The following is a 20,001-nucleotide window of genomic DNA, read 5'->3' on the forward strand; positions in this document are numbered from 1 at the left end:
CCTGTGCATAAGGTGAAAGTTTAAAGCGCTTACACTTCGTTGGTGATCTCGCCGCAATTGTTATCAGGGGATGTAGGACTTACAGACTTCCAAGATTTAGTGTAACACCTGCAGTGGGTTTTCAGCTAGATAAAAACGTAGCCGGGCATATGTAGCGGTCTGTTTGTAATGGGGAATTTTGGTTAATTTAATTTTATCCGTGTTCATTCATATCATTCAGTTATAAGATTAAACGAAACGCACCGAAATTAAAATTGTCTATAACCAGGAGCTGTCAACGAATATGTTTACTATCCGCCCAGTAACCGAGCAGGATGTCCCCTTTTTATGGGAAATGTTGTATGAATCTTTATATGTGCCCGATGGCCAGGCCCCGATTAGCAGAAACATGATTTTAGAACCTTTTTTATCTAAGTATGTAGAAGGCTGGGGGAGGAATGGGGATCTAGGTTTCGTTGCAGTGAATAAGGAAGGTCACTCTGTCGGTTCTATTACAGCTCGTTACTATAGTGAAGAAAATAAAGGTTTCGGTTATGTCCGTGATGATATTCCGGAACTTGGCATGGCATTAAGGGCTGACTATCGTGGAAAAGGTATTGGAAAAGCATTGATGATAGCGCTTATCCATGAGCTGAAAGCTAACGGCGTGGAGGGAGTCTCATTGAGCGTAGATCCGGGTAATTTGCCGGCAGCCCGATTGTATCGAAGCTTCGGATTTCAAGAGGTTGGCGTGGTGGGCACATCGGTCACAATGGTTGCCTATCTGTAAAACGTAGACGCTCAGCCTGTGGCTGAGGGTCTTTTTTTGTTCCCAGCGCTAACAGCAAAAACAAAAAACACCACATCAATGGTGGCGTTATCGCTTGAAAACATCATTTAAGTAAGGGGGGCTGTTTCCAGCTCCTTACGGTATTATTATAGATGGCTGGAATTATCGAACCTTAAGGGGAATGATGGATGTCAACCTACATTTATTTTGTTCGGCATGGGATTGCCCCTTTTTCAGTTGAGCTTGAATCAACAGCACGTGGCGCAAGTCTCAATGATCAAGGCCAAGCTGATGCCAAGAAAGTCGCTGAGTTATTGTGCTGCGAAGCCATTGATGTCATCATTTCTAGTTCCTATCATCGAGCCAAAGAAACGGTCACTCCGCTAGCAGAATTATTACAGAAAGAAATTATCCCATACGACGAACTGGTGGAACGATCAATTGCCACCTTGAAACATCCGGTACCGGATGAACAATTGCGAATGGCTATTGAAAAATCGTTTGCAGATATTGATTTTTGTATGCCCGAAGGTGAGACAACAAGGCAAGCTCAAGAGCGAGCTATACCGATTATTATGAAATTATTGGATGACTATGAAGACAAGAGAATCGTTATTGGTACGCATGGGAATATCATGACGATTATATTGAATTATTTTGACTCTGCCTATGGATTTGAATTTTGGCAGCAAACAAGCAAACCTGATATTTATAAACTTGAATTTGTAGATAAGAAATTAGCGTCTGTAGAGCGACTATGGAAATGCTAAAGGCGAAAAACGAAAGATCAAATATTTATTTCTATCTTTATCTGAAGTAAAATGGTTTATAAACGAACAGTTTACAAATGAACTATTTTGCGGAGGAGTGCCCTGAATGGAACTGAATTTCAACGATCCCAAAGTTAAACGAGTACAGGAAGTGTACCAGTCCTTATGGGCGATTAACAAGACAACAGCTAAATTTACTAGCAAGAATGCGGAGAGTTTTGGGCTGACATTGCAACAATTATCGATCTTGAATACGTTATTCGCATTTCCTGAATTAACGCAACAAGAGTTGGCGGAAAGGCTTGTCTCATCCAAGAGTACGATAAGTGTTGGTGTTGATAAATTGGTGAAGATGGGTTTAATTGAAAGGAACTATTCTGAGAAAGATCGAAGAGAAGTGCAGGTAAGTTTAACGGTTAAAGGAGAAGAAGTGTCGAAGCGTTCAAGCAAGCGTTCAATCTCTTACAAAGCCATGCTATACGCATTAGAAAAAATGTCTGATGACGATATTCAAGCTTTGCTTCGAATTCAGAGGGAGTTATTAGATAGGTTGGTGGAGAGTGGGTATTGACTAAATTACCTCTGAGCCTGCAGGCAATGATGTATGGGGAATAGGAGGAAGCAGATGCACAATCCAATCGTTACAATCGATGATGTAACATTCGTGCTCCAAGAAGATCATGATTTTGGCTGGCTTTCGAAAATAGGGCGAGTATTTGATGTCTTTGCCCAGCAGGATTCCGGCAATATTAGCTTTGGCATTGAGAACAATAACGGTAAATTTTTCATCAAATATGCAGGTGCCAGAGGTACAGCTTTCACAGGCGATCCTCAAGAAGCCATTCATCATTTGCAAAACGCTATGCCCCTTTATAGTGAACTAAGCCACCCCTCTTTAATTCAACTTGTCGATCATTACGAAGTTGGCTCTGGTTATGCCGCAGTGTTTGAATGGTTTGACGGCGAAACGCTGCACCCCCATTGGTCGTTTCCGCCTCCGGCGAAATACCGAGACCCGAGATCTCCATTTTATAGGTATAAACATTTGTTCGTGGCCAAGAGGTTACTTTCGCTGGATCGCATTTTTACTTTTCATGAATTTGTAGAGAAAAAAGGTTTTGTTGCCATTGACTTTTATGATGGAAGTCTGCTGTACGATTTCTCCAAAAATGAGACAAAAATATGTGATATTGATCTCTATCAAAGAAGACCTTATGTCAATACAATGGGAAGAATGTGGGGCTCTTCACGCTTTATGTCTCCTGAAGAATTCTTGCTAGGTGCTGAAATCGACGGTTGTACCAACGTTTTTAACATGGGCGCATTGGCGTTTGCTGTGCTTGGTGGAGAGCTTGACCGTTCGTTTGAACATTGGGAAGCAGGAGAGGAACTTTACGAGATCGCTTTAAAATCCGTTGATCCGGATAGAGGGAATCGATATGGCACAGTGTTGGAGTTTAAGGCGGCTTGGGATTTGGCGGTTATAGATTATATGAATAGGTAAAGGCGAGTTCCTCTCAGCCGACAAACAAAAAAACACCTTTCACCTGGCCAACAAAGTGAGCCTAAGCCCACTCGCCACAATGAAAGGTGTTTATTTTCATTTTATTTTCATGCCGACTTCTTCTCCAAGCTGCCGGTCAGCCCGCGCAGTCGCCGCAATTGCGGGAACAGGATCATCCATAGCCCAGCGACGGCAAGCGTGCCGATACCGCCGATAATGACCGCCGGCACCGCTCCGAAGAACCCTGCCATCGTTCCCGACTCGAATTCGCCAAGTTGATTGGACGTTCCGATGAATAGGGAGTTGACCGCGTTCACCCGGCCCCTCATCTCATCGGGGGTATGCAGCTGAACTAAGGAAGACCTTATCACAACGCTGACCACATCGGAAGCTCCTGTAAGGAACAAAGCAACTAAGGATACCGTCAAGTCGGTGGAAACCGCGAAAAGGATCGTCGCCAAGCCAAAAACCGCCAGCGCTCCGAATAAAGCGGGACCTGCCGCCTTTTGCAGCGGGTAGCGGGCGAGCACAAGCGACATCAATAATGCGCCGATGGCCGGAGCTGTCCGCATCAAGCCAAGCCCCCAAGGCCCTGTGTGGAGAATGTCCTGGGCGAAAATCGGCAGCAGCGCCGTCGCACCGCCAAGCAGCACAGCAAATAGATCAAGCGATATCGTGCCGAGAATCATCGGGTGACGCCATACGAATTCGATGCCCGAAAATATCGTACGTAAGGAGACCGGTTCCGCCTTCCGGACGCGGAGTTCTACGCGAATGAAAGAAATAAGCACGGCCGAGGCCAATAAAGCCGCAACCGCGGTGCCATACACCAAGTTGGGGCTAATGGCAAACAGCAAGCCGCCAATCGTCGGGCCAATGATGGACGATGTCTGCCAAGTGGAGGTGGTCCAGGCGATGGCCTTGGGCAGCATCTCCTTGGAGACAAGCTGTGGCAAAAAAGCGGAAGAAGCCGGCCCTTCAAACGCGCGGCAAGCGCCGAGAATAGCGGCAACCAGCAGGATTTGGCTGCTTCCGAGCCACCCGCCCAAATTTCCTACCAGCATCAAAGCGAGAAAGGCGCATTCGACGACCTGGCAGATCACGACGATCTTCCGACGGTCGAAACGGTCGGCGACTTGCCCGACAATCAGAGTCAGCAGGACCATGGGGACGAATTCCGCCAATCCCACAAGTCCGAGGCTGAAGGCGTCATGCGTCAGGTTGTACATCTGCCAACCGATGGCTACAGAGGCCATTTGGAAAGCAATGGAAGAAAAAAACCGGGCTATCCAAAAATTCGTAAAATAGGACCGCTTCATCGCGAAACGATTTGCATCGTCCAAGAAGATCACTTCCTTCGATGATTTAAACGTGTTGATTATAACATAACATCGACCAAGCCGGCGATTGAATTGAATAAAAAACATTCATTGACATACCCAAGGGGGGTATGGTAATTTAATTACATAAAATTCCATGCAACGATGTGATGGCAGCCTAGCGAGAAAATTTAAGTTAGAGGAGAATCAGCGATGAAGCTATTTTTACGTATGATTATTTTTGTCATTTTGTTCGTTATCTTTTTCGGCGGGAGCGGTGCCTATGGGTACATTCACTCCAATCATGGCTATTGGCTCCCCACTCGGCCAACACCGATGCCTGCTTTATCAAATGTGAGCATCCCTGAGCACAATCCGAATAAGCCTACAGTAGCTGTTCTTTTATCCGATCCGACGACTGAAGTGTTCGATTTCATGGTGCCTTATGAGATGTTCGCCATGACCGAATCTTATAACGTATATGCCGTTGCCCCGGACAAAAATGTAAAAACACTCTCCGGCGGTTTGGACCTGCTCCCCCACTATTCCTTTGATGAACTGGATCGCCTATTAGGCAAAAGTCCCGACCTCATTGTCATTCCGGCCATGCCGATGGTCGACGAGGCCAAGTATAAACCTGTGCGAGAATGGATCCAAAAACATGCGGATACGAAGCTGATAAGCATTTGCGCCGGCGGGCTGAATCTGGCGGATACAGGCCTATTAAAAGGAAAAGAAGCGATTACCGACTGGAAAAGCTTTGATTACCATGAAACCGATAAGTATCCGGATACAAAATGGAGAAGAGATGTGCGTTATGTCGTTGACGGGAACATCGTTTCTTCAGCAGCGCTGACTTCGGGCATCGATGCCATCCTCTATGTGATTTCACAGCAATTAGGCGAACCGATGGCGGAGAAAATAGCGAAGGAACTGAATTACCCGTTTTATTCTTTTGTGAAGAATCCGCAAGTAGACCCATATCATGTGGATCGAACGGAACTCGTATTTACGTTGAACCAGGCATTCCACTGGAACAAAAAAAGCGCAGGGGTATTGTTGTATAACGGGATGGATGACGGAACACTTACGACGATTTTTGATACTTATGCCGCTTCCGGAACGACGAAGTTATCTACGATCTCCGATTCCCAGCAGCCGATCGTGACGAAGTATCACCTTAATCTTGTCACTAGATATCAAATGACCAATGCGCCGAAGCTGGATCGCTTGTTCGTTCCGGGTGTGGAGGCGGAGACTTTAGCTGCTGCGGATGTTAAAAAGTGGATAGAACAAGGTGACCATGTGGCACCGGAGTTTATTCATAGCGGCTCAGCTGGCCGGTTCATGTTTGACGCTCCGCTTGAAGATTTAGCCAAACAAGAGGATGTCCTTACCGCCAAGTACGGCGCCAAACGGTTGGAATACCGTGCGACCCATCTTAACCTGAAAGGCAACCCTTTTTCCTATGAAGCGTTCAGTACGCCGGTTTTGCTTATTTTAGCTGCCTTGCTGATTACACTTTGGATAGATAGACGATTCATTCGAAACATAAAGAGAGGACTAGAGGTTAGTGCTCGTTCTATGAGATAAAGCGTTAGACACATAAAGCGAAATCATTTATCATAATACTTATTAAAAGTATTATCAAAAGTAAGATGAAGGTGTGGACTCCTTGATGAACCCGATAATCAACAATACGATTCGCGTCAAGAAAATGAACGAGGAACTGGTCCGGCAGACGCTCAAAACGATGAAACAAGCGACGAAGTCTGCCATGGCGATGGCCACTGGCTTAAGTATAGCTACTTGCGGCAGCATTCTAAATGACCTGTTGGCCAGCGGAGAGCTGCTGGAATTGAATGTCGAGGAATCGAACGGAGGCCGGCCGGCTAAAGTGTATCAATATAACGTGAACTTTTCTTATATTGGATGCATGGTGATTAGAGCTGGCGTGAACGTTCATTCCTTGGAATACCTGGTAGCCAATCTCGCTGGTGAGGCAGTGGAACGAGGATGCGAAGAGAGTGCTCTGATGGATACGGCAGCTATCGATCGGGTGACTGCTAGACTCATCTCGCAATATCCGCAGATTCGGGCGATCGGGATCGGTGTTCCAGGAGCCGTGAATCACGGGGTCATTAATCTGGGCGATATTCCTGAGCTCGTGAACGTGGAGCTGGAAGCTTACTTACGCGACAAATATGGGATAGAGGTCATATTGGAAAATGACATGAACATGACGGTCTACGGCTTTTACCAGAAACAGGATTATGAAGAAGATCAGCCTGTCGCTGTTGCGACCTTTATTGAGGGCAGCTTGCCGGGAGCAGGCCTTATGGTGGATGGGCGCATCCACCGGGGGAGTACCCGATTTGCCGGGGAGATCGCTTTTTTGCCGTACGGCATGTCCCGGGAGGAGCAGCTGAGGCAGCTGCATGATCGCACTACGTTTCATACTTTAGCGGCTCATGCGGTGTCTTCGTTGATCGCTATCATGAATCCGGCGACGGTCGCTTTGACGGGAAGCCTGATGCAGCCTGGTGATGTAGAGCGGATCCGCCAGGCATGTCTGAGCTGTATTCCGGATATGCATATGCCGCAGTTGATGTTACTGCAGAATCCGGATGAGGACTATATGTTCGGATTAATTACGATGACGCTGGAGAGCCTGTCCTATTCGCTGCAGTTGGTGGAAAAACGAAGATAAAGATTGATGTTGAAAGGAGAAGGAGATATTCGATGGCAACTTGGTTCCTAATTATTATTTATCTCGCATTCATTAGCTTGGGATTGCCCGATTCATTGCTCGGTTCAGCCTGGCCGGTCATGTGGCCTGACTTAGGTACTTCTGTCGGCGCTGCCGGACTATTATCCATGGTTGTAGCGGGAGGCACAATCGTATCCAGTTTGGCAAGCGGGAGTATCGTGCAGCGATTGGGGACGGGCAAAGTTACGCTCATAAGCTGCTTCCTGACGGCGGGAGCGCTGCTGGGCTTCTCAATGGCGCCTTCGCTAATCTGGCTCATTATTCTGGCTATTCCTCTAGGTCTGGGCGCAGGTTCTGTGGATGCGGCACTGAATCATTTTGTAGCAGAAAATTATCAGGCGCATCATATGAACTGGTTACACTGCTTTTGGGGCGTGGGAGCAACACTGGGACCGATTATTATGTCAGCTTATCTAGCCGGTCATAACTCTTGGCGGAGCGGCTATACAGCGGTATCCATCATACAATTTGCACTTGTCATTATTTTATTGGTTTCGCTGCCACTTTGGAATCGAATCGCCCTTCGTCGTAAGCCGGAACATGCTCCGGATGGGGGGCTGGCTGAGCAGAGTGACGTTATGCTCCACGCGTCAGGTGGAAGTGCCCGAACGAATATCCTTGGCATCGCAGGTGTCAAATTTACGCTCATTTCCTTTTTGCTATACTGCGGGGTTGAAAGTACGGCAGGGTTATGGGGGGCTAGTTATCTGGTCGGTGCAAGACATATTTCAGCTGAAACGGCAGCTTTATGGATCTCTTTGTACTATGCAGGCATTACGTTTGGAAGGTTCGTTACCGGCTTTATTACATTGAAAGTTCACAATCGTGTATTAATCCGCTGCGGTCAGCTGATTGCCATTGCCGGCGCAGCCATCCTATTGCTGCCATTGCCTGGCAAGTTCTCCCTGGTTGGGCTCATATTAATTGGCTTCGGGCTTGCTCCGATTTATCCAGGGCTGCTTCATGAAACGCCGGCGCGGTTTGGGAAGGAAAATTCAGCGAAGCTAATGGGGTATCAGATGGCTACGGCTTATACGGGCAGCACCTTTCTTCCGCCCTTATTCGGATTCATCGCTACGCAGACGAGTATATCTTTGTTCTCTTTTGTATTGCTGGGATTCCTGATCTTGATGCTGGTGAGCGCAGAGCAAGTCAACCGCATCTTGCTGAATCCAACAAAGTCGAAGGCCATGTTTCTTGATTAAGCTTATCGATAAGTCTTTGCCGTAAAAATAATCGGATCTGAACATTGTCTGGAAGTGTCTTGATTTTAATCGAATGATCGTTTAACGTAGGTGGCATGAGACGCAAAGACGAAAATAAAAATCAAGCGATATTCGATTCTACCATCCAACTCATTAACGAGATTGGTTTCGTTGATATTTCAATGTCCAAGATCGCCAAGCGAGCCGGACTTTCATCATCAACGATTTATGTTTATTATGAGAGCAAGGAGGATTTATTACTCAAGCTTTATTTAAGTGTAAAAGAAAAGCTTAGCAGAAGCATGGTCATGAATGTCCATGAAGATATGGATGCCAAAGAGCTCTGCCACATGTTTATGACAAATTCGCTGGCCTTCATGATCGAGAATAAAGATTGGTTCCTCTTCTTGGAACAATTCTCGACGTCGCCACTAATGAACAAGTTGTGTTTGGATGAAGCAACTTCACCGATGTTCGAGCCTTTGTTTCGTCATTTTGAAAAGCAAATACAGGACGGCAAGTTGAAGCCTATGAAAGCGGAGCTGTTGCTTTCGTACTGTTATCAGCCTTTGGTGCAACTCGCCAAAGCGTATCATAATCAACAATTGACCGATATTGATGAAGAATTTAAGCTTTACGTTCAATTAAGCTGGGATGCCATTAGAAGCTAATGGCATTATTTATAAGCTGTAAATAAACGATCATTCGTTTAACGAAGCGAGATCTACATAGATTCCTGAACAAAACTCACACAACTGGAATTAAACGCCGCGCGCGCCGCAGAGATCGCGGCTTTGATTCCGCATGAGAACGGTTCGCCATTCTGGTTCACGAAAGGACTGCAGCATGGCCTTGCTGAACAAACCAACGCCTATCTTCAGGCCGACATTGCGCAGTGGGCGCTAGATGCTGTAGCTACACTATCCGCCAACCATATTATGGATGGCTATGCAAACGGAACGTTTATGCCTCAAGGGCAAACGACCCGTGCGGAAGCGGTCACGGCCGTATTCCGAGCGTTTAACGGTCATTAATCTTTGATAGAAGGTGTCCCTATGCTTTGCATGTGGCGGGGGACATCTTCTTTTTTTCGCCTAAACATTGTGCTATCCTGTAAGGAAAGATCCAGGAGAGGCGGATAGAGATCATGCAGCAGCTTTCATTTTTGCACGTGAACACAGAGGGGGAAATCTCTGAAGTGGCCCGGTTGGCGGCCGAAATATGGCGCGAATATTATGTATCGTTAATAACCATCGAGCAGATTGATTACATGGTTGATAAGTTTCAATCCATTGCGGCGATTAGCGATCAGATCCGTCAACAGGGCTACCACTATTACTTGATCCAGCATGACGGTTCCGCAGTCGGCTATATGTCGGTCAAGCAAGAGGCGGGGAAGATGTTCCTAAGCAAATTTTATGTAGCCAAGGAGCACCGGGGACGGGGGGTTGCCAGCCAAGCGATGGCTTTTCTTGAGCAATTGGGCAAAGAACAAAACGCAAGCCATATTTGGCTGACGGTTAATCGTTATAACGCATCCAGTATCGCCGTATATGAGAAAAAAGGTTTCAAGACCGTAAGGGAACAAGTTGCGGATATTGGGAACGGCTTTGTCATGGATGATTTTATTATGGAAAAAGAAATATAGGATAACACAAAGAAGCCGCTGCGCTTGGCGCAGGGCCTCTTGGCATGACTTCAGGCCTTTCTTTCGGCTAACCAGCCGTAACCGCCTCAGCAGCCGTCTCCGCTTCAGCAGCAGGTTCTTCGGTCTCTGTTGTTTTTGTTTCCTTCTGCGGCACAAGAATCGTCACGAGGATATCATTCGGGTCGGATTTCAGTTCAATGCCGGCTGGTATGGTGATTTGACTGGCGTGCAGGTTGTCCCCGAGCCCCAAGTTCGATACATCGACTTGAATGGAAGCCGGAACTTGGCTCGGCATGCAACGAATCTCGATGTCGTGCATCAGAATCTGCATAATGCCGCCTTCGCGCGCACCGATCGCATCGCCGGTAAACTCCAGCGCAACGACGGTTTTAATCGGCTCATCCATATTAATCTGATGGAAGTCGATATGGTACAGCTCCCGGCGGTTCAGCGGATTGCGCTGAATTTCTGTAATCATGACCGGCTGGTTCTTGGAGCCGGAGATAGCCAAATCAATAATGGCATGAGGATTTTGCCGAAGAACGGCTTGCAAGTCTTTCAAATTAACCGTGAGAATCGTAGCCGCCGTTTTCTTGCCGTACACGACAGCGGGAATTTTTCCCTCGGCGCGCAATTGTTTAATTTCTGCTTTCGTTGCTTGTTTGCGGACTTCCGCTTGTAAAGAGACAGCCATATGAAAGAAAACCTCCTAAAGTTTAGCCGGTATCCCGTGGAGTCTGGCTCGCACAACCGGGTGAGTAACAGCTAGTTCATAGCATGCCCAACTTTGGAGGTTCCATCCAGAAATAACAGCTGCAGACGCTCAGCCTTTCATCAATTCAGGCATATGAAGCGCGACAGCAACGTTGCACAGCATGCCACGGGCGAGGAACAGCATCGCCCGCTCTTCGGGCTTATCGATACCGGCCTCCCGGAAGGCATTCAGGACCATCTCACGGACTTCCTTGAATCCGCTGCGCATCGTCTCCTGAATCGATGTTTCCCGCATCGTCTGCGCCTGCATTTGCAGCAAAATTTCATTCAGGTGCAGCGCCTGTATATGCTCGTATTCCAGGATTAACCTGGTCTCCAGCAATTCCGGCGAACTCGTCTCCAGTACTTTGCGGAAGGACTCGATGACCCGTGACCAAGATACTTCCAGCGCAGTTAATAGCAGACTTTCTTTGGTCGCGAAAAAACGAAAAATATAAGGCTGCGAAATGCTCGCGCGTTCCGCAACTTGCGCCGTCGTAGCCCGGTAATATCCGACTTCCGCGAAAACTTCGATCGCCGCAGAGATGATTTCCAATTTGCGATTCGTAGACTGTGCTTCGGTTTTAGCCAACCTCGTCTCCTCCTAAGGAAAGTGATTGATCAATAATTAAGCTCAGTATACAGCTGCTATAATAACAATGCAACAGGATAAGTTATTAATTGATCAATAACTAAATTACAAAAGAAGCCTTTTTCTCTTCCTGCAAAGCCGTCACAGTCGCGGCAATACCCGGCGTCGCGATGATCGGTCCGATGAACCGTTCATATTTGACTCCGCTTAGCGTCAGCGGCTGCTCCGTCAAATAAAGCATCTCGACAATTTCTTTCATCACGGGTTCGCTCATACCGATCAACGACAGCGCTAATTTTTTCAAAGGAATGACAGGCTTCACGTAGCCGCTAGCTTTTTGTGCCAAGCGCACGATCTCCCGCCCCGAAATAAGCCCGGCTCCAGGAATATTCCAATTCTGTCCAAAGGCGGAGTCATGGTTTGCAAGTTCGACCACCATCGCAGCTGCATCCGGCAAGTAGACGTATTCGCGGGGAACGTGCATATTGCCGATGAAAAAAGCCATTTTGCCAGCCGCTATCGCTTCCAGGGTTGAACCTAAATACGAGGCTTCATTAGCCGTAGGTCCATAATAATCGGGCAGGCGAACAATCATGGTCTGGGCTTGCGTCCACCGCTTGCTGAACAGCATCCGCTCGTACTCCAAGCGCACTTTGCCTTTTATCGTGTGCGGTTGTTTGGGGTGGTCTTCCGTCACCAGATCCATCCGCCTACGCCCGTAAGGATAAATTCCGTCAATCGCCACCACTTTCAGCGCAAGCCGTTCGGCCGCCTCCATCACCGATTCGCCAAGCGGAATGAGCTTGCTCACCATCTCGTGGTAGGGGACATTCGCACAGTGGAACAACACGTCTGCGTCACCTGCCCCAGCAGCAATTTCTTCAGGACGCATGGCATCACCAACGGCAAGTGTCAAATGCTTGGGGGAGCCTAGCCTGACTGCAAGCTGCGCCAATTTCTGCTGTGAACGTCCAAATGCAATGGTGCGGATCCCTCGTTTGACCAATTCTGCCGTGATCGCTGCGCCCGTACCGCCTGTTGCTCCAATAACAATTGCTTTTTCCAATGGTATCATCCCTTTCCATTTAGTTATTGATCAATCACTAACATGTAATCATCGTATCATGCTGTTATTGATTGGTCAATAACAAATATTTTTACGCACAATAGCATTTACAATTCATTAAAGAAGGAGCATAATTTACACTATTGCGCGCTCCGCGTCATCATTCATTTCCTCATGGCTGCAAAGGAGAACGATCATGAGCAACAATCCCGTTGAATTAAGCAATTCGGCTCCGACTACGCAAGATCCGGTCAGAGCCTCTTGGAATTTTGGATTTCATCCCATTGTCATTCAATTGTTCATCGGAACGGCATTGTCTCGAATTGCGACTTCGATGACGGTTCCGTTTTTGGCCATTTATTTGACTCAGCACTCGACCATGAGCGCGACCGCAATCGGACTTAGCGTCGGTTCAGCTTCGCTGTCCAGCATGATATTCGGCTTCTTCGGCGGAGCGTTGTCCGACCGGTGGGGGCGCACGCGGGTTATGTTATTCGCGCTATTTGCATGGTCGATCGTTTTTTTTGGCTTTGCCGTCAATATTTATGCCTGGTTGTTCGTCGCGCTCAACTTGCTGCATGGCATATGCCGGTCCTGCTTCGAACCGGTGTCCGTAGCGATGATCAGTGACTTAACGGAGCCTGAGAAGCGTTATCGTGCGTATTCAATCCGGTACATTGCCAACAATGCCGGTTTTGCGATCGGTCCGGTTCTGGGAGCAGCCGGCGGGTTTGTCGGCGGGGCGATTGCTTTTATCGTTACCGGAGCTTTTTATTTGGTGTACGGCAGTTTTCTTTTTATCCTGTTAAAAAAATATGGGGTAACCCCCACAGCCTCTGAAAAGCAAAGCGGAAGCACCAAAATCGGGGACGCCTGGAAAGTCGTCACGCACGATCGCGCTTTGGGACTTTTCTTGCTGGGCGGTATCATTATGCAGTTTACATACACACAATTAACGACAATTTCGCCATATGTGGAGGATCATTTCGAGAATGGCGTCTGGCTCTATGCGATGCTGATGACGACCAATGCCATCACAGTCGTATGCTGCCAGTACCCGATCAGTCTGTACATGGAAAAGCGCTCCCCCTTAGCCTCGGTCAAAGTGGGTAACTGGTTGTATGCGCTTGGCGGCGTCGGCTTTGCCTTAGCGCACACGCCGTGGACGATGGTCGGCGCCATGGTCGTGTTCTCCATCGGTGAGGTGCTCTGCTTCCCGGCGGGCAACACGCTGACCGATCGCATCGCCCCCAGTCATCTGAAGGGCGCCTACTTCGGCGCGCAAAACTTCCGCGACTTAGGACGCTTTCTCGGCCCGTCCATCGGGCTGCCGATGCTGACGCATGTCGGGATTTTGCCTTTATTTATCGCCATGGGCGTGCTCACACTACTAAGCACTTGGTGCTATCAAAAAGGGGAGCGATTCACGGCGGCGCCGCTGCAGAGCGTTTGATTATCGTTTTAGCATAGCTGCGAAAGGGAGTCCGCACTTGGTAAGCCAGGGGCGGGCTTTTTTTATATGAAATGAAGCAAATCCTAACTCTAATTCGGACTATCATAGCTTGTGAACAATCGAGGGTAATGAAAGTATTTTTAGGCATAAACAAAAAAGGCCTCGTACGTGGTGTAAGAGACCTTTTTGATCAAACGTAGTTATGTAGTTAGGTAGTTAATTATTGGTAATTATATCATGGAAAATTTTAGAGTGCAACTGATTTATCATCCTCACTAATGAATTCATGAATACGACTTCCACCTCTTAAATACTTTACACCTTCAATTTCAACGATCTCAATATACTTTAAAATGTGTGCATGGTGAAAGTAATGTTCGATATTAGATTGCGAATCGCGAAAAGTTCTCTTTAGTTGTATAGCATACCCTCTAAGTGTTACAGGAGAACCTGACTCCCTAAACCGTTCCCAGAATTTTGATTTATAAAAGAAACTTGAGACATCGAAGGCTTTCTGAGACAAAATATCTTTTTCGTCAAATGCGGAGATGTCAATAAATATATCAAACAAGTCTTCTAAGAACTGATGATAATCTGAGAAAACATTTACAATTGAGCTAACTCCATTTTTGGTTGTCAACGTATAAGTGATCTTTCCTTCTGCTTTTATTGACTTAACTACTGGGATGTAATCTCTATCGTTTGAAATAATTACAAAAGCCTCGATTCGTGCATCCTTGTATAGATCCCTCATCATCTCAACGGTCATCTCAATATCTGTTGAGCTCTTGCCATCAAGGGAACAGTGCCTTACATCTACTCCAAAATTATGAATTTTAGTTTGATCCACTGCTTCAAAATCGGAGTCTTCAAAATTAGCAAATGAAATAAATTTAATTACATCATGCCCGGAATTTCTAAATTTTTCAGTGAGTTTTTGAAAGAAATTAAGGTCTCTGACAGGATGGATATTGTAACTTTTTAATCTCTTATACAAATTATCATAGTCTACATAAATGGCCACCTTCAAGGATAACAACCTCCATTCCATCCACTTATTCAATGCATATAATGGAAATTCCTTCTAATTATGATTCTGATAACTCATTATAAAAAGGCTGGGATTCGATGTAGCGGAGAAATGTGGTTTATTTTAACAATTAGCTCCACACCCCCATCTCTAACAAAACAAATACCCCTATGTTACAATAGTTGAAACCAATCTGGCGAAGCAGGTGAATGACATGAAATTCAAAGGGCTTACTGTTGAGGATTTGTTGAAGCTGCCCATTCTGAAGAATGCTAAGCTAGTCAGCGGTGAACAGGGACTCCATCGCATTGTGCGATACATAGATATTATGGAAGTGCCGGATGTGAAGGGGTGGTTGCGCGAAGGCGAGCTTATCCTGACGACGGGCTATTCCATCCGGCACGACCCCGAGCTGCTGCTGAATCTGGTCGAGCAGCTGGCGCAGACGGGAGCCGCTGCCCTGGGGATCAAGCCCGAGCGTTTCATGAACGGCATTCCGCAGGCAGCAATCGATTTAAGCAACAAGCATCACCTCCCGATTATTCAGATACCGAACGGGGTACCGTACATAGACATTACGTACACCGTGATGGAACAAATTTTGGACAAGCAAGCTGCGCTGCTGCGAAGGTCGGAAGAGGTATACAAGACGCTGACCAATCTCGTGCTTAGCAATAGCGGCATTCAGGTCGTTGCGGACAACGTGGCGAAGCTGGTCAAATGCCCGATCTGGGTGCTCGGCAATACCGGCGAGCTGCTCGTTTCCTCACCTGCAACCGCGTCTTACGAGCCCTCCATGATAAGCAGGCAATGGGACGTCACGGTGGACAATCAGTTTGTCGGCCGGCTTGTTGTCGGCAAGCAAGAGCTCGATGAGCTGGAGTTTGTCTGTATCGAACAGGCACGCCTGGTATTTGCTTTGGAGTTTATGCGCAGAAAAACGGCTTACGACACCGAACAGAGGCTAAGGGGAACTTTGTTCGAGGAGTTGTTAATGGGCTTGCCGCTCACGAACCAAGAGGTAGAGAACAAAGGCAAGCAGCTTGGCTTACAGCCGGAATGGCTGTGGGAGGTGTGCCTGATCGAAGGCGAAGCGGCTGTGCCCGGCGATACAGCTCCATTGTTTGCGCAAGTGATTGAACTCGTCAACCGGCAATCGGCCAAGCGCAAAGTCCGCGCCCACTTCCAGCAGCAGGCGAACCGGCTCTTGCTGCTGCTCGCCTCCGCACCGGACGCTCCTGTGAAAAAGCAGGCCCACGACATGGAGGCGCTCAAAGACTGGAGCGACATGCTGCGGCCGTTTTTCGAGCAAGATGGCAAGATCCGCTGCGGCTTCGGCGGCAAACAGCCGCTGTTGGAAGTTAATCGCAGCTACAAGGAAGCGAAGAAAGCGATAGCCCTTGGATCGCGACTGGATAAGAACCGGCAGATGTTCACTTTTGAAGAGGTGGAGATGTTCCATCTGCTCCTGGAAGCTTCGGATTACGTGAACTTCCATCCGCTGATTGATAAGAAAATTGGCAGATTGTCACTTTACGACAAAGAGAACGGGTCGGATCTTGTGACAACGCTTTATTATTACCTTGCGACCGGCGGCAGTCTGATCGAGACTGCAAATCGCATGTATGTTCACAGAAATTCTGTCAAATATAGGATAGATCGAATAAAAGAGATTGCGAATCTTGATTTGGACAACCCTTTGAACCGGTTTGTTTATTACTTGTGCACGGCATTTTACCTTTTAAATAAAACGGAATGAACAAAAGGCTTATTGTGCTCTCAGCACAATAAGCTTTTGTTCATTTTGGTGTTTCGACACATTGTTGTCACATTTAATAGAGATTAAACTAATAATTAATAAATTCGTAACAAAGTCAACACTAAGCCACCCTAAAGGGAAGGAATGAAGAACGATGATCGGTCTAATTCGCGTTCTGACAACGACCAATGAAGAAGTGCTGGAACAGCACGGCAGCATGATCACTAGTCTCTATGGGGTGCCTGTTATCAGCAAGTGCATTCCGGATCAACCGCTTGGCATTTTTAATGAGGAAACGGAAGAGCTGGCTATTCCCAAAATTGTGGCGCTCGGACAAGCTTTGGAAGCCGAAGGATGCAAGCTGCTTATTATCAGCTGTGCGGCAGACCCGGCAATCAAGCAGCTGCGCGCCAACGTATCCATTCCGGTCATCGGCGCCGGAAGCGCCGCCTCGCACATGGCGCTATCGATCGGCAAGAAGGTCGGCGTCATGGGCATTACGGAAGACGTGCCGATCGCGATGAAGCAGCTGCTCGGCGACCTGCTGGTCACCTCCATCCGGCCGGAAGGCGTGACCAATACGACAGACCTGATGACCCCGGCGGGACGCGACAAGGCGATTGAGGCAGCGCGCAGCTTGATGGAGCAAGGGACGGAAGTGATCGTCTTCGCCTGCACGGGCTTCTCTACGATTAGTCTGGCCGACGTTCTTAGGAAGGAACTGAACGTGCTTGTGATCGATGCGGTCGAAGCACAGGGCTTATTTGCCTCCACGTTCTACAAGCAGCTGAACAGTGGGCAGACCGTTGGCTGACACCAAGGTTTACTCGTCGCTTAAGTCTTACGTACTCCTCATTCTTTGTGTCTTTTTTTGGTCGCTGAACTATATTTCACGACAAATTTTATTGCAGGAATTTTCACCTTACTTTCTGTCAGCGCTCAGCTTGACGGTGATCGGGATCGTCTTTCTGATTTGGGCTTTTGTCAGTAAGATCGTTGTTCCGATCAACCGCAAACAATTCCTGCTCCTGCTGTTGTCTGCAACGATCGGACTTATCGCCAATCAGGTTTTCCTCTACCAAGGCTTGCAGCGGACGACGGCAACCAATGCTTCATTAATCTTTACGCTTTCTCCGCTAATTACTGCCGGGCTTGCGGCGCTCTTCCTCAAGGAGAAGATTACTTGGCGAATGATTGCAGGCTGTCTGGTGGCAACCGCAGGGTTATCGATGGCGCTGGGACTTACCGGTTTTCATATGCATACAGGAGATTTACTGATGCTGGGCGGGGCGTTTACCTTTTCGTGCAACTTGATCTTCGTACGTATCCTGTCGAGCGGCTTATCTCCATTCATCGTAACGGTGTACTGTTTCGCGCTTAGCAGCTTGCTGTTCGATCCATTCGTTTTCACATTTTCAAAGATAGAGTGGCATCATTCGCTCTGGATTTGGGGGCTTGCCTTGGGCTCGATTCTCATCGCACAGGGGTTAACCAACGTGTGGTGGAATAAAGGGATGCAGACGGTCGGAGCGTCGAAAGCCGCAATTTTGCTGAACTTGCAGCCCCTGATGACGATGCTTCTCGATCTTATCGTTTTCCGTCATGTGATATCTACGGGCAAAATTGCCGGAGCAGCCCTTGTATTCATTGGTGTGATGTTTGGAACATGGCAAAAAGGTTTTTTTAAAGAAATCGCTTTTCAAAAGATGAAACGGGGGATTGTCAGTGAAAAATCATCAAACGGAGCAAGAGGGAAATGAGAAGAAACACCCCAGAATTTTTGAACCATTCGCCTTAATTCTAAACATCGTAACAGCTGTGATTGGCGCTATCATCGGTATGCAAATCGTTACAACGCTTGGCGTGACGCCGAATACGGCGATTATCGGGGCGTTGGTGGCCATGCTGATTGCGCGAATTCCAATCAAGATTTTCAAAAAATATAAATCCGTTCACCGGCAAAACCTTGTGCAAACATCGATCTCCTCGTCTACGTTCGGGGCGGCGAACAGCCTGCTGATTCCGATCGGCATTCCATTTGCTATGGGGACACCGGAGTTAATCGTGCCGATGCTGATAGGGGCCGCTCTGGCGATGTTCGTGGATGCCGGCATTTTGTATAAAATTTTCGATTCCAAGCTGTTTCCAGCTTCCGGCACTTGGGCGCCAGGGGTTGCGACGGCTGAATCGATTCTTGCTGGCGATAAGGGCGGCAAGCGTGCCGGCCTGCTAGGGGTCGGGACAGCAATCGGCTTGATCGGCTCGTGGTTTCACATTTCGATGTCGGCTTTCGGCGTGGCGTTCATCGGGAACATTTGGGCGCTGACGATGTTCGGCCTCGGTCTTATGCTTCGCCAATATTCGGTGCCGTGGTTCCATGTCGATGTCAACAGCCTGTATATCGCGCACGGCACGATGATTGGCGCCGGCATTGTTGCGCTGATCCAGGTTTCGATTCTGATCTTCAGCAGACAGAACAAAGCTGCTGACAATAAGGCCGCCCATGAAACGGCTGCAACTTCCGACGGCGCCGTCCTGACGCGTCCGATCAAAGAAGCAAAACGCGCACTCGGCTTCGGCTTCGTGGCGTACCTGATTATTGCACTAATCATCGCGATTATCGGCGGTTTGCTGACGAAGATGTCGCTTGGCATGCTTATCGGGTTCTTGTTCTTCGCCGCATTTGCAGCGTTCGTTCATGAGTTGATCGTCGGGATTGCGGCGATGCACTCCGGCTGGTTCCCAGCTTTTGCCGTCGCTTTCATTACGTTATTGTTCGGTATGCTGATCGGCTTCCCGCCGGTAGCCCTGGCACTATTGGCAGGTTTCAGCGCCTCGACAGGTCCGGCTTTCGCGGACATGGGATACGACCTCAAGACAGGACATATTTTGCGTGGTGACGGTGCGGACCCTGAATATGAGCTTGCCGGCAGAAAACAGCAGTACATTACAGGTATGATCGCTTTTGGTGTGGCTTTATTGACGGTAATTGTGACTTACAAAACTTATTTTGCGCAAAATCTTGTACCACCGATTGATAAAGTGTATGTATCCACGATCAAAGCCGGCGCTTCACCGGAAATTGCCAAGCAGCTGCTGCTTTGGGCGATCCCAGGCGCTATTCTTCAGTTCATTGGCGGGCCGAGCCGTCAGATCGGCGTTTTGTTTGCCACTGGTCTGTTAATTCTTACGCCTAATGCTTGTTGGGCGGTGTTGGCAGGTATCGTAATCCGGATTATCGTGACTCGCATTTGGAAGAAAGAAGCCGAGACACCGATGAGCATTCTGGCCGCAGGTTTTATTGCCGGTGACGCGCTCTATAGCTTCTTCAACTCGATATTTAAATTCAGAAAGTGAGGCCGA

20 protein-coding genes are annotated in these 20,001 nt (G+C 47.9%); 15 read left to right on the forward strand and 5 right to left on the reverse strand.

Annotated elements, in window-relative coordinates; all coding sequences use genetic code 11:
- Positions 1 to 283: 283 nt before the first annotated feature.
- The 4 genes from O9139_RS12165 to O9139_RS12180 all read left to right on the forward strand — a co-directional run bounded on the left by O9139_RS12165 (position 284) and on the right by O9139_RS12180 (position 3,043).
- Positions 284 to 769, forward strand: a complete 486-nt coding sequence (locus tag O9139_RS12165; protein ID WP_270879740.1) for a GNAT family N-acetyltransferase — start codon at positions 284 to 286, stop codon at positions 767 to 769.
- A 188-nt stretch (positions 770 to 957) separates the two neighbouring features.
- Positions 958 to 1,539: a histidine phosphatase family protein gene (locus tag O9139_RS12170; RefSeq protein ID WP_270879741.1), complete on the forward strand. Its 582-nt coding sequence runs from the start codon at positions 958 to 960 to the stop codon at positions 1,537 to 1,539.
- Between the two features lie 106 nt (positions 1,540 to 1,645).
- Positions 1,646 to 2,110: a MarR family winged helix-turn-helix transcriptional regulator gene (locus tag O9139_RS12175; RefSeq protein WP_270879742.1), complete on the forward strand. Its 465-nt coding sequence runs from the start codon at positions 1,646 to 1,648 to the stop codon at positions 2,108 to 2,110.
- Between the two features lie 54 nt (positions 2,111 to 2,164).
- Positions 2,165 to 3,043 (forward strand): serine/threonine protein kinase, encoded by an 879-nt coding sequence (locus O9139_RS12180; protein WP_270879743.1) that lies wholly within the window; start codon positions 2,165 to 2,167, stop codon positions 3,041 to 3,043.
- 107 nt (positions 3,044 to 3,150) lie between these two features.
- Here O9139_RS12180 and O9139_RS12185 read toward each other — a convergent pair whose 3' ends face one another.
- Positions 3,151 to 4,386: an MFS transporter gene (locus O9139_RS12185; protein WP_270879744.1), complete on the reverse strand. Its 1,236-nt coding sequence runs from the start codon at positions 4,384 to 4,386 to the stop codon at positions 3,151 to 3,153.
- Positions 4,387 to 4,575: 189 nt separating this feature from the next.
- On the opposite strand from O9139_RS12185, the gene O9139_RS12190 reads away from it, so the two are divergent.
- The 6 genes from O9139_RS12190 (at position 4,576) to O9139_RS12215 (ending at position 9,985) form a co-directional block, all read left to right on the forward strand.
- The gene (locus O9139_RS12190) at positions 4,576 to 5,955 is read left to right on the forward strand and encodes a DJ-1/PfpI family protein (protein ID WP_270879745.1); all 1,380 of its coding nucleotides are present in this window, start codon (positions 4,576 to 4,578) and stop codon (positions 5,953 to 5,955) included.
- 85 nt (positions 5,956 to 6,040) lie between these two features.
- Positions 6,041 to 7,072, forward strand: coding sequence for an ROK family protein (locus tag O9139_RS12195; protein WP_270879746.1), 1,032 nt, complete (start codon positions 6,041 to 6,043; stop codon positions 7,070 to 7,072).
- Between the two features lie 32 nt (positions 7,073 to 7,104).
- Positions 7,105 to 8,337 (forward strand): MFS transporter, encoded by a 1,233-nt coding sequence (locus tag O9139_RS12200; protein WP_270879747.1) that lies wholly within the window; start codon positions 7,105 to 7,107, stop codon positions 8,335 to 8,337.
- 95 nt (positions 8,338 to 8,432) lie between these two features.
- Positions 8,433 to 9,008 carry a TetR/AcrR family transcriptional regulator gene (locus O9139_RS12205; RefSeq protein ID WP_270879748.1) on the forward strand — a complete coding sequence of 192 codons (576 nt, stop codon included), beginning with the start codon at positions 8,433 to 8,435 and terminating at the stop codon, positions 9,006 to 9,008.
- A gap of 123 nt (positions 9,009 to 9,131) precedes the next feature.
- Entirely contained in the window at positions 9,132 to 9,371 is a 240-nt protein-coding gene (locus tag O9139_RS12210) for an S-layer homology domain-containing protein (RefSeq protein ID WP_270879749.1), read from the forward strand.
- A gap of 113 nt (positions 9,372 to 9,484) precedes the next feature.
- Positions 9,485 to 9,985 (forward strand): GNAT family N-acetyltransferase, encoded by a 501-nt coding sequence (locus O9139_RS12215; protein ID WP_270879750.1) that lies wholly within the window; start codon positions 9,485 to 9,487, stop codon positions 9,983 to 9,985.
- Positions 9,986 to 10,052: 67 nt separating this feature from the next.
- Here O9139_RS12215 and O9139_RS12220 read toward each other — a convergent pair whose 3' ends face one another.
- From O9139_RS12220 to O9139_RS12230, 3 genes are all read right to left on the reverse strand, one after another.
- Complete coding sequence (locus O9139_RS12220) at positions 10,053 to 10,679, reverse strand: 50S ribosomal protein L25 (protein WP_270879751.1); 627 nt, start codon at positions 10,677 to 10,679, stop codon at positions 10,053 to 10,055.
- A gap of 129 nt (positions 10,680 to 10,808) precedes the next feature.
- Positions 10,809 to 11,330, reverse strand: a complete 522-nt coding sequence (locus tag O9139_RS12225) for a TetR/AcrR family transcriptional regulator (RefSeq protein WP_270879752.1) — start codon at positions 11,328 to 11,330, stop codon at positions 10,809 to 10,811.
- 100 nt (positions 11,331 to 11,430) lie between these two features.
- The gene (locus O9139_RS12230) at positions 11,431 to 12,405 is read right to left on the reverse strand and encodes an SDR family NAD(P)-dependent oxidoreductase (protein WP_270879753.1); all 975 of its coding nucleotides are present in this window, start codon (positions 12,403 to 12,405) and stop codon (positions 11,431 to 11,433) included.
- A gap of 187 nt (positions 12,406 to 12,592) precedes the next feature.
- On the opposite strand from O9139_RS12230, the gene O9139_RS12235 reads away from it, so the two are divergent.
- On the forward strand, positions 12,593 to 13,849 hold the full coding sequence (locus tag O9139_RS12235; protein WP_270879754.1) for an MDR family MFS transporter: 1,257 nt from the start codon (positions 12,593 to 12,595) through the stop codon (positions 13,847 to 13,849).
- 247 nt (positions 13,850 to 14,096) lie between these two features.
- On the opposite strand, the gene O9139_RS12240 is transcribed toward O9139_RS12235, so the two are convergent.
- A complete protein-coding gene (locus O9139_RS12240) occupies positions 14,097 to 14,873 on the reverse strand; it encodes an NYN domain-containing protein (RefSeq protein ID WP_270879817.1) in 777 nt (258 codons plus the stop codon).
- Between the two features lie 220 nt (positions 14,874 to 15,093).
- Between O9139_RS12240 and O9139_RS12245 the strand changes: the two genes are divergently transcribed.
- The 4 genes from O9139_RS12245 (at position 15,094) to O9139_RS12260 (ending at position 19,995) form a co-directional block, all read left to right on the forward strand.
- On the forward strand, positions 15,094 to 16,638 hold the full coding sequence (locus O9139_RS12245) for a PucR family transcriptional regulator (RefSeq protein ID WP_270879755.1): 1,545 nt from the start codon (positions 15,094 to 15,096) through the stop codon (positions 16,636 to 16,638).
- Between the two features lie 154 nt (positions 16,639 to 16,792).
- A complete protein-coding gene (locus O9139_RS12250) occupies positions 16,793 to 17,452 on the forward strand; it encodes an aspartate/glutamate racemase family protein (RefSeq protein ID WP_270879756.1) in 660 nt (219 codons plus the stop codon).
- Complete coding sequence (locus O9139_RS12255) at positions 17,445 to 18,398, forward strand: DMT family transporter (RefSeq protein ID WP_270879757.1); 954 nt, start codon at positions 17,445 to 17,447, stop codon at positions 18,396 to 18,398. Before O9139_RS12250 ends, O9139_RS12255 begins: the two co-directional genes overlap by 8 nt.
- On the forward strand, positions 18,364 to 19,995 hold the full coding sequence (locus O9139_RS12260) for an OPT/YSL family transporter (protein WP_270879758.1): 1,632 nt from the start codon (positions 18,364 to 18,366) through the stop codon (positions 19,993 to 19,995). The genes O9139_RS12255 and O9139_RS12260 overlap by 35 nt, the downstream gene beginning before the upstream one ends.
- Positions 19,996 to 20,001 lie beyond the last annotated feature (6 nt).

The sequence above is a fragment of the Paenibacillus aestuarii genome (assembly GCF_027789125.1).
Classification (GTDB): Bacteria; Bacillota; Bacilli; order Paenibacillales; family NBRC-103111; genus Paenibacillus_E; species Paenibacillus_E aestuarii.

Bases quoted from the DNA above. Each gene is read 5' to 3' on its own strand.
- O9139_RS12165 (WP_270879740.1), top strand. From the start codon at position 284: ATGTTTACTATCCGCCCAGTAACCGAGCAGGATGTCCCCTTTTTATGG.
- O9139_RS12170 (WP_270879741.1), top strand. From the start codon at position 958: ATGTCAACCTACATTTATTTTGTTCGGCATGGGATTGCCCCTTTTTCA.
- O9139_RS12175 (WP_270879742.1), top strand. From the start codon at position 1,646: ATGGAACTGAATTTCAACGATCCCAAAGTTAAACGAGTACAGGAAGTG.
- O9139_RS12180 (WP_270879743.1), top strand. From the start codon at position 2,165: ATGCACAATCCAATCGTTACAATCGATGATGTAACATTCGTGCTCCAA.
- O9139_RS12190 (WP_270879745.1), top strand. From the start codon at position 4,576: ATGAAGCTATTTTTACGTATGATTATTTTTGTCATTTTGTTCGTTATC.
- O9139_RS12195 (WP_270879746.1), top strand. From the start codon at position 6,041: ATGAACCCGATAATCAACAATACGATTCGCGTCAAGAAAATGAACGAG.
- O9139_RS12200 (WP_270879747.1), top strand. From the start codon at position 7,105: ATGGCAACTTGGTTCCTAATTATTATTTATCTCGCATTCATTAGCTTG.
- O9139_RS12205 (WP_270879748.1), top strand. From the start codon at position 8,433: ATGAGACGCAAAGACGAAAATAAAAATCAAGCGATATTCGATTCTACC.
- O9139_RS12215 (WP_270879750.1), top strand. From the start codon at position 9,485: ATGCAGCAGCTTTCATTTTTGCACGTGAACACAGAGGGGGAAATCTCT.
- O9139_RS12220 (WP_270879751.1), bottom strand. From the start codon at position 10,679: ATGGCTGTCTCTTTACAAGCGGAAGTCCGCAAACAAGCAACGAAAGCA.
- O9139_RS12230 (WP_270879753.1), bottom strand. From the start codon at position 12,405: ATGATACCATTGGAAAAAGCAATTGTTATTGGAGCAACAGGCGGTACG.
- O9139_RS12235 (WP_270879754.1), top strand. From the start codon at position 12,593: ATGAGCAACAATCCCGTTGAATTAAGCAATTCGGCTCCGACTACGCAA.
- O9139_RS12245 (WP_270879755.1), top strand. From the start codon at position 15,094: ATGAAATTCAAAGGGCTTACTGTTGAGGATTTGTTGAAGCTGCCCATT.
- O9139_RS12250 (WP_270879756.1), top strand. From the start codon at position 16,793: ATGATCGGTCTAATTCGCGTTCTGACAACGACCAATGAAGAAGTGCTG.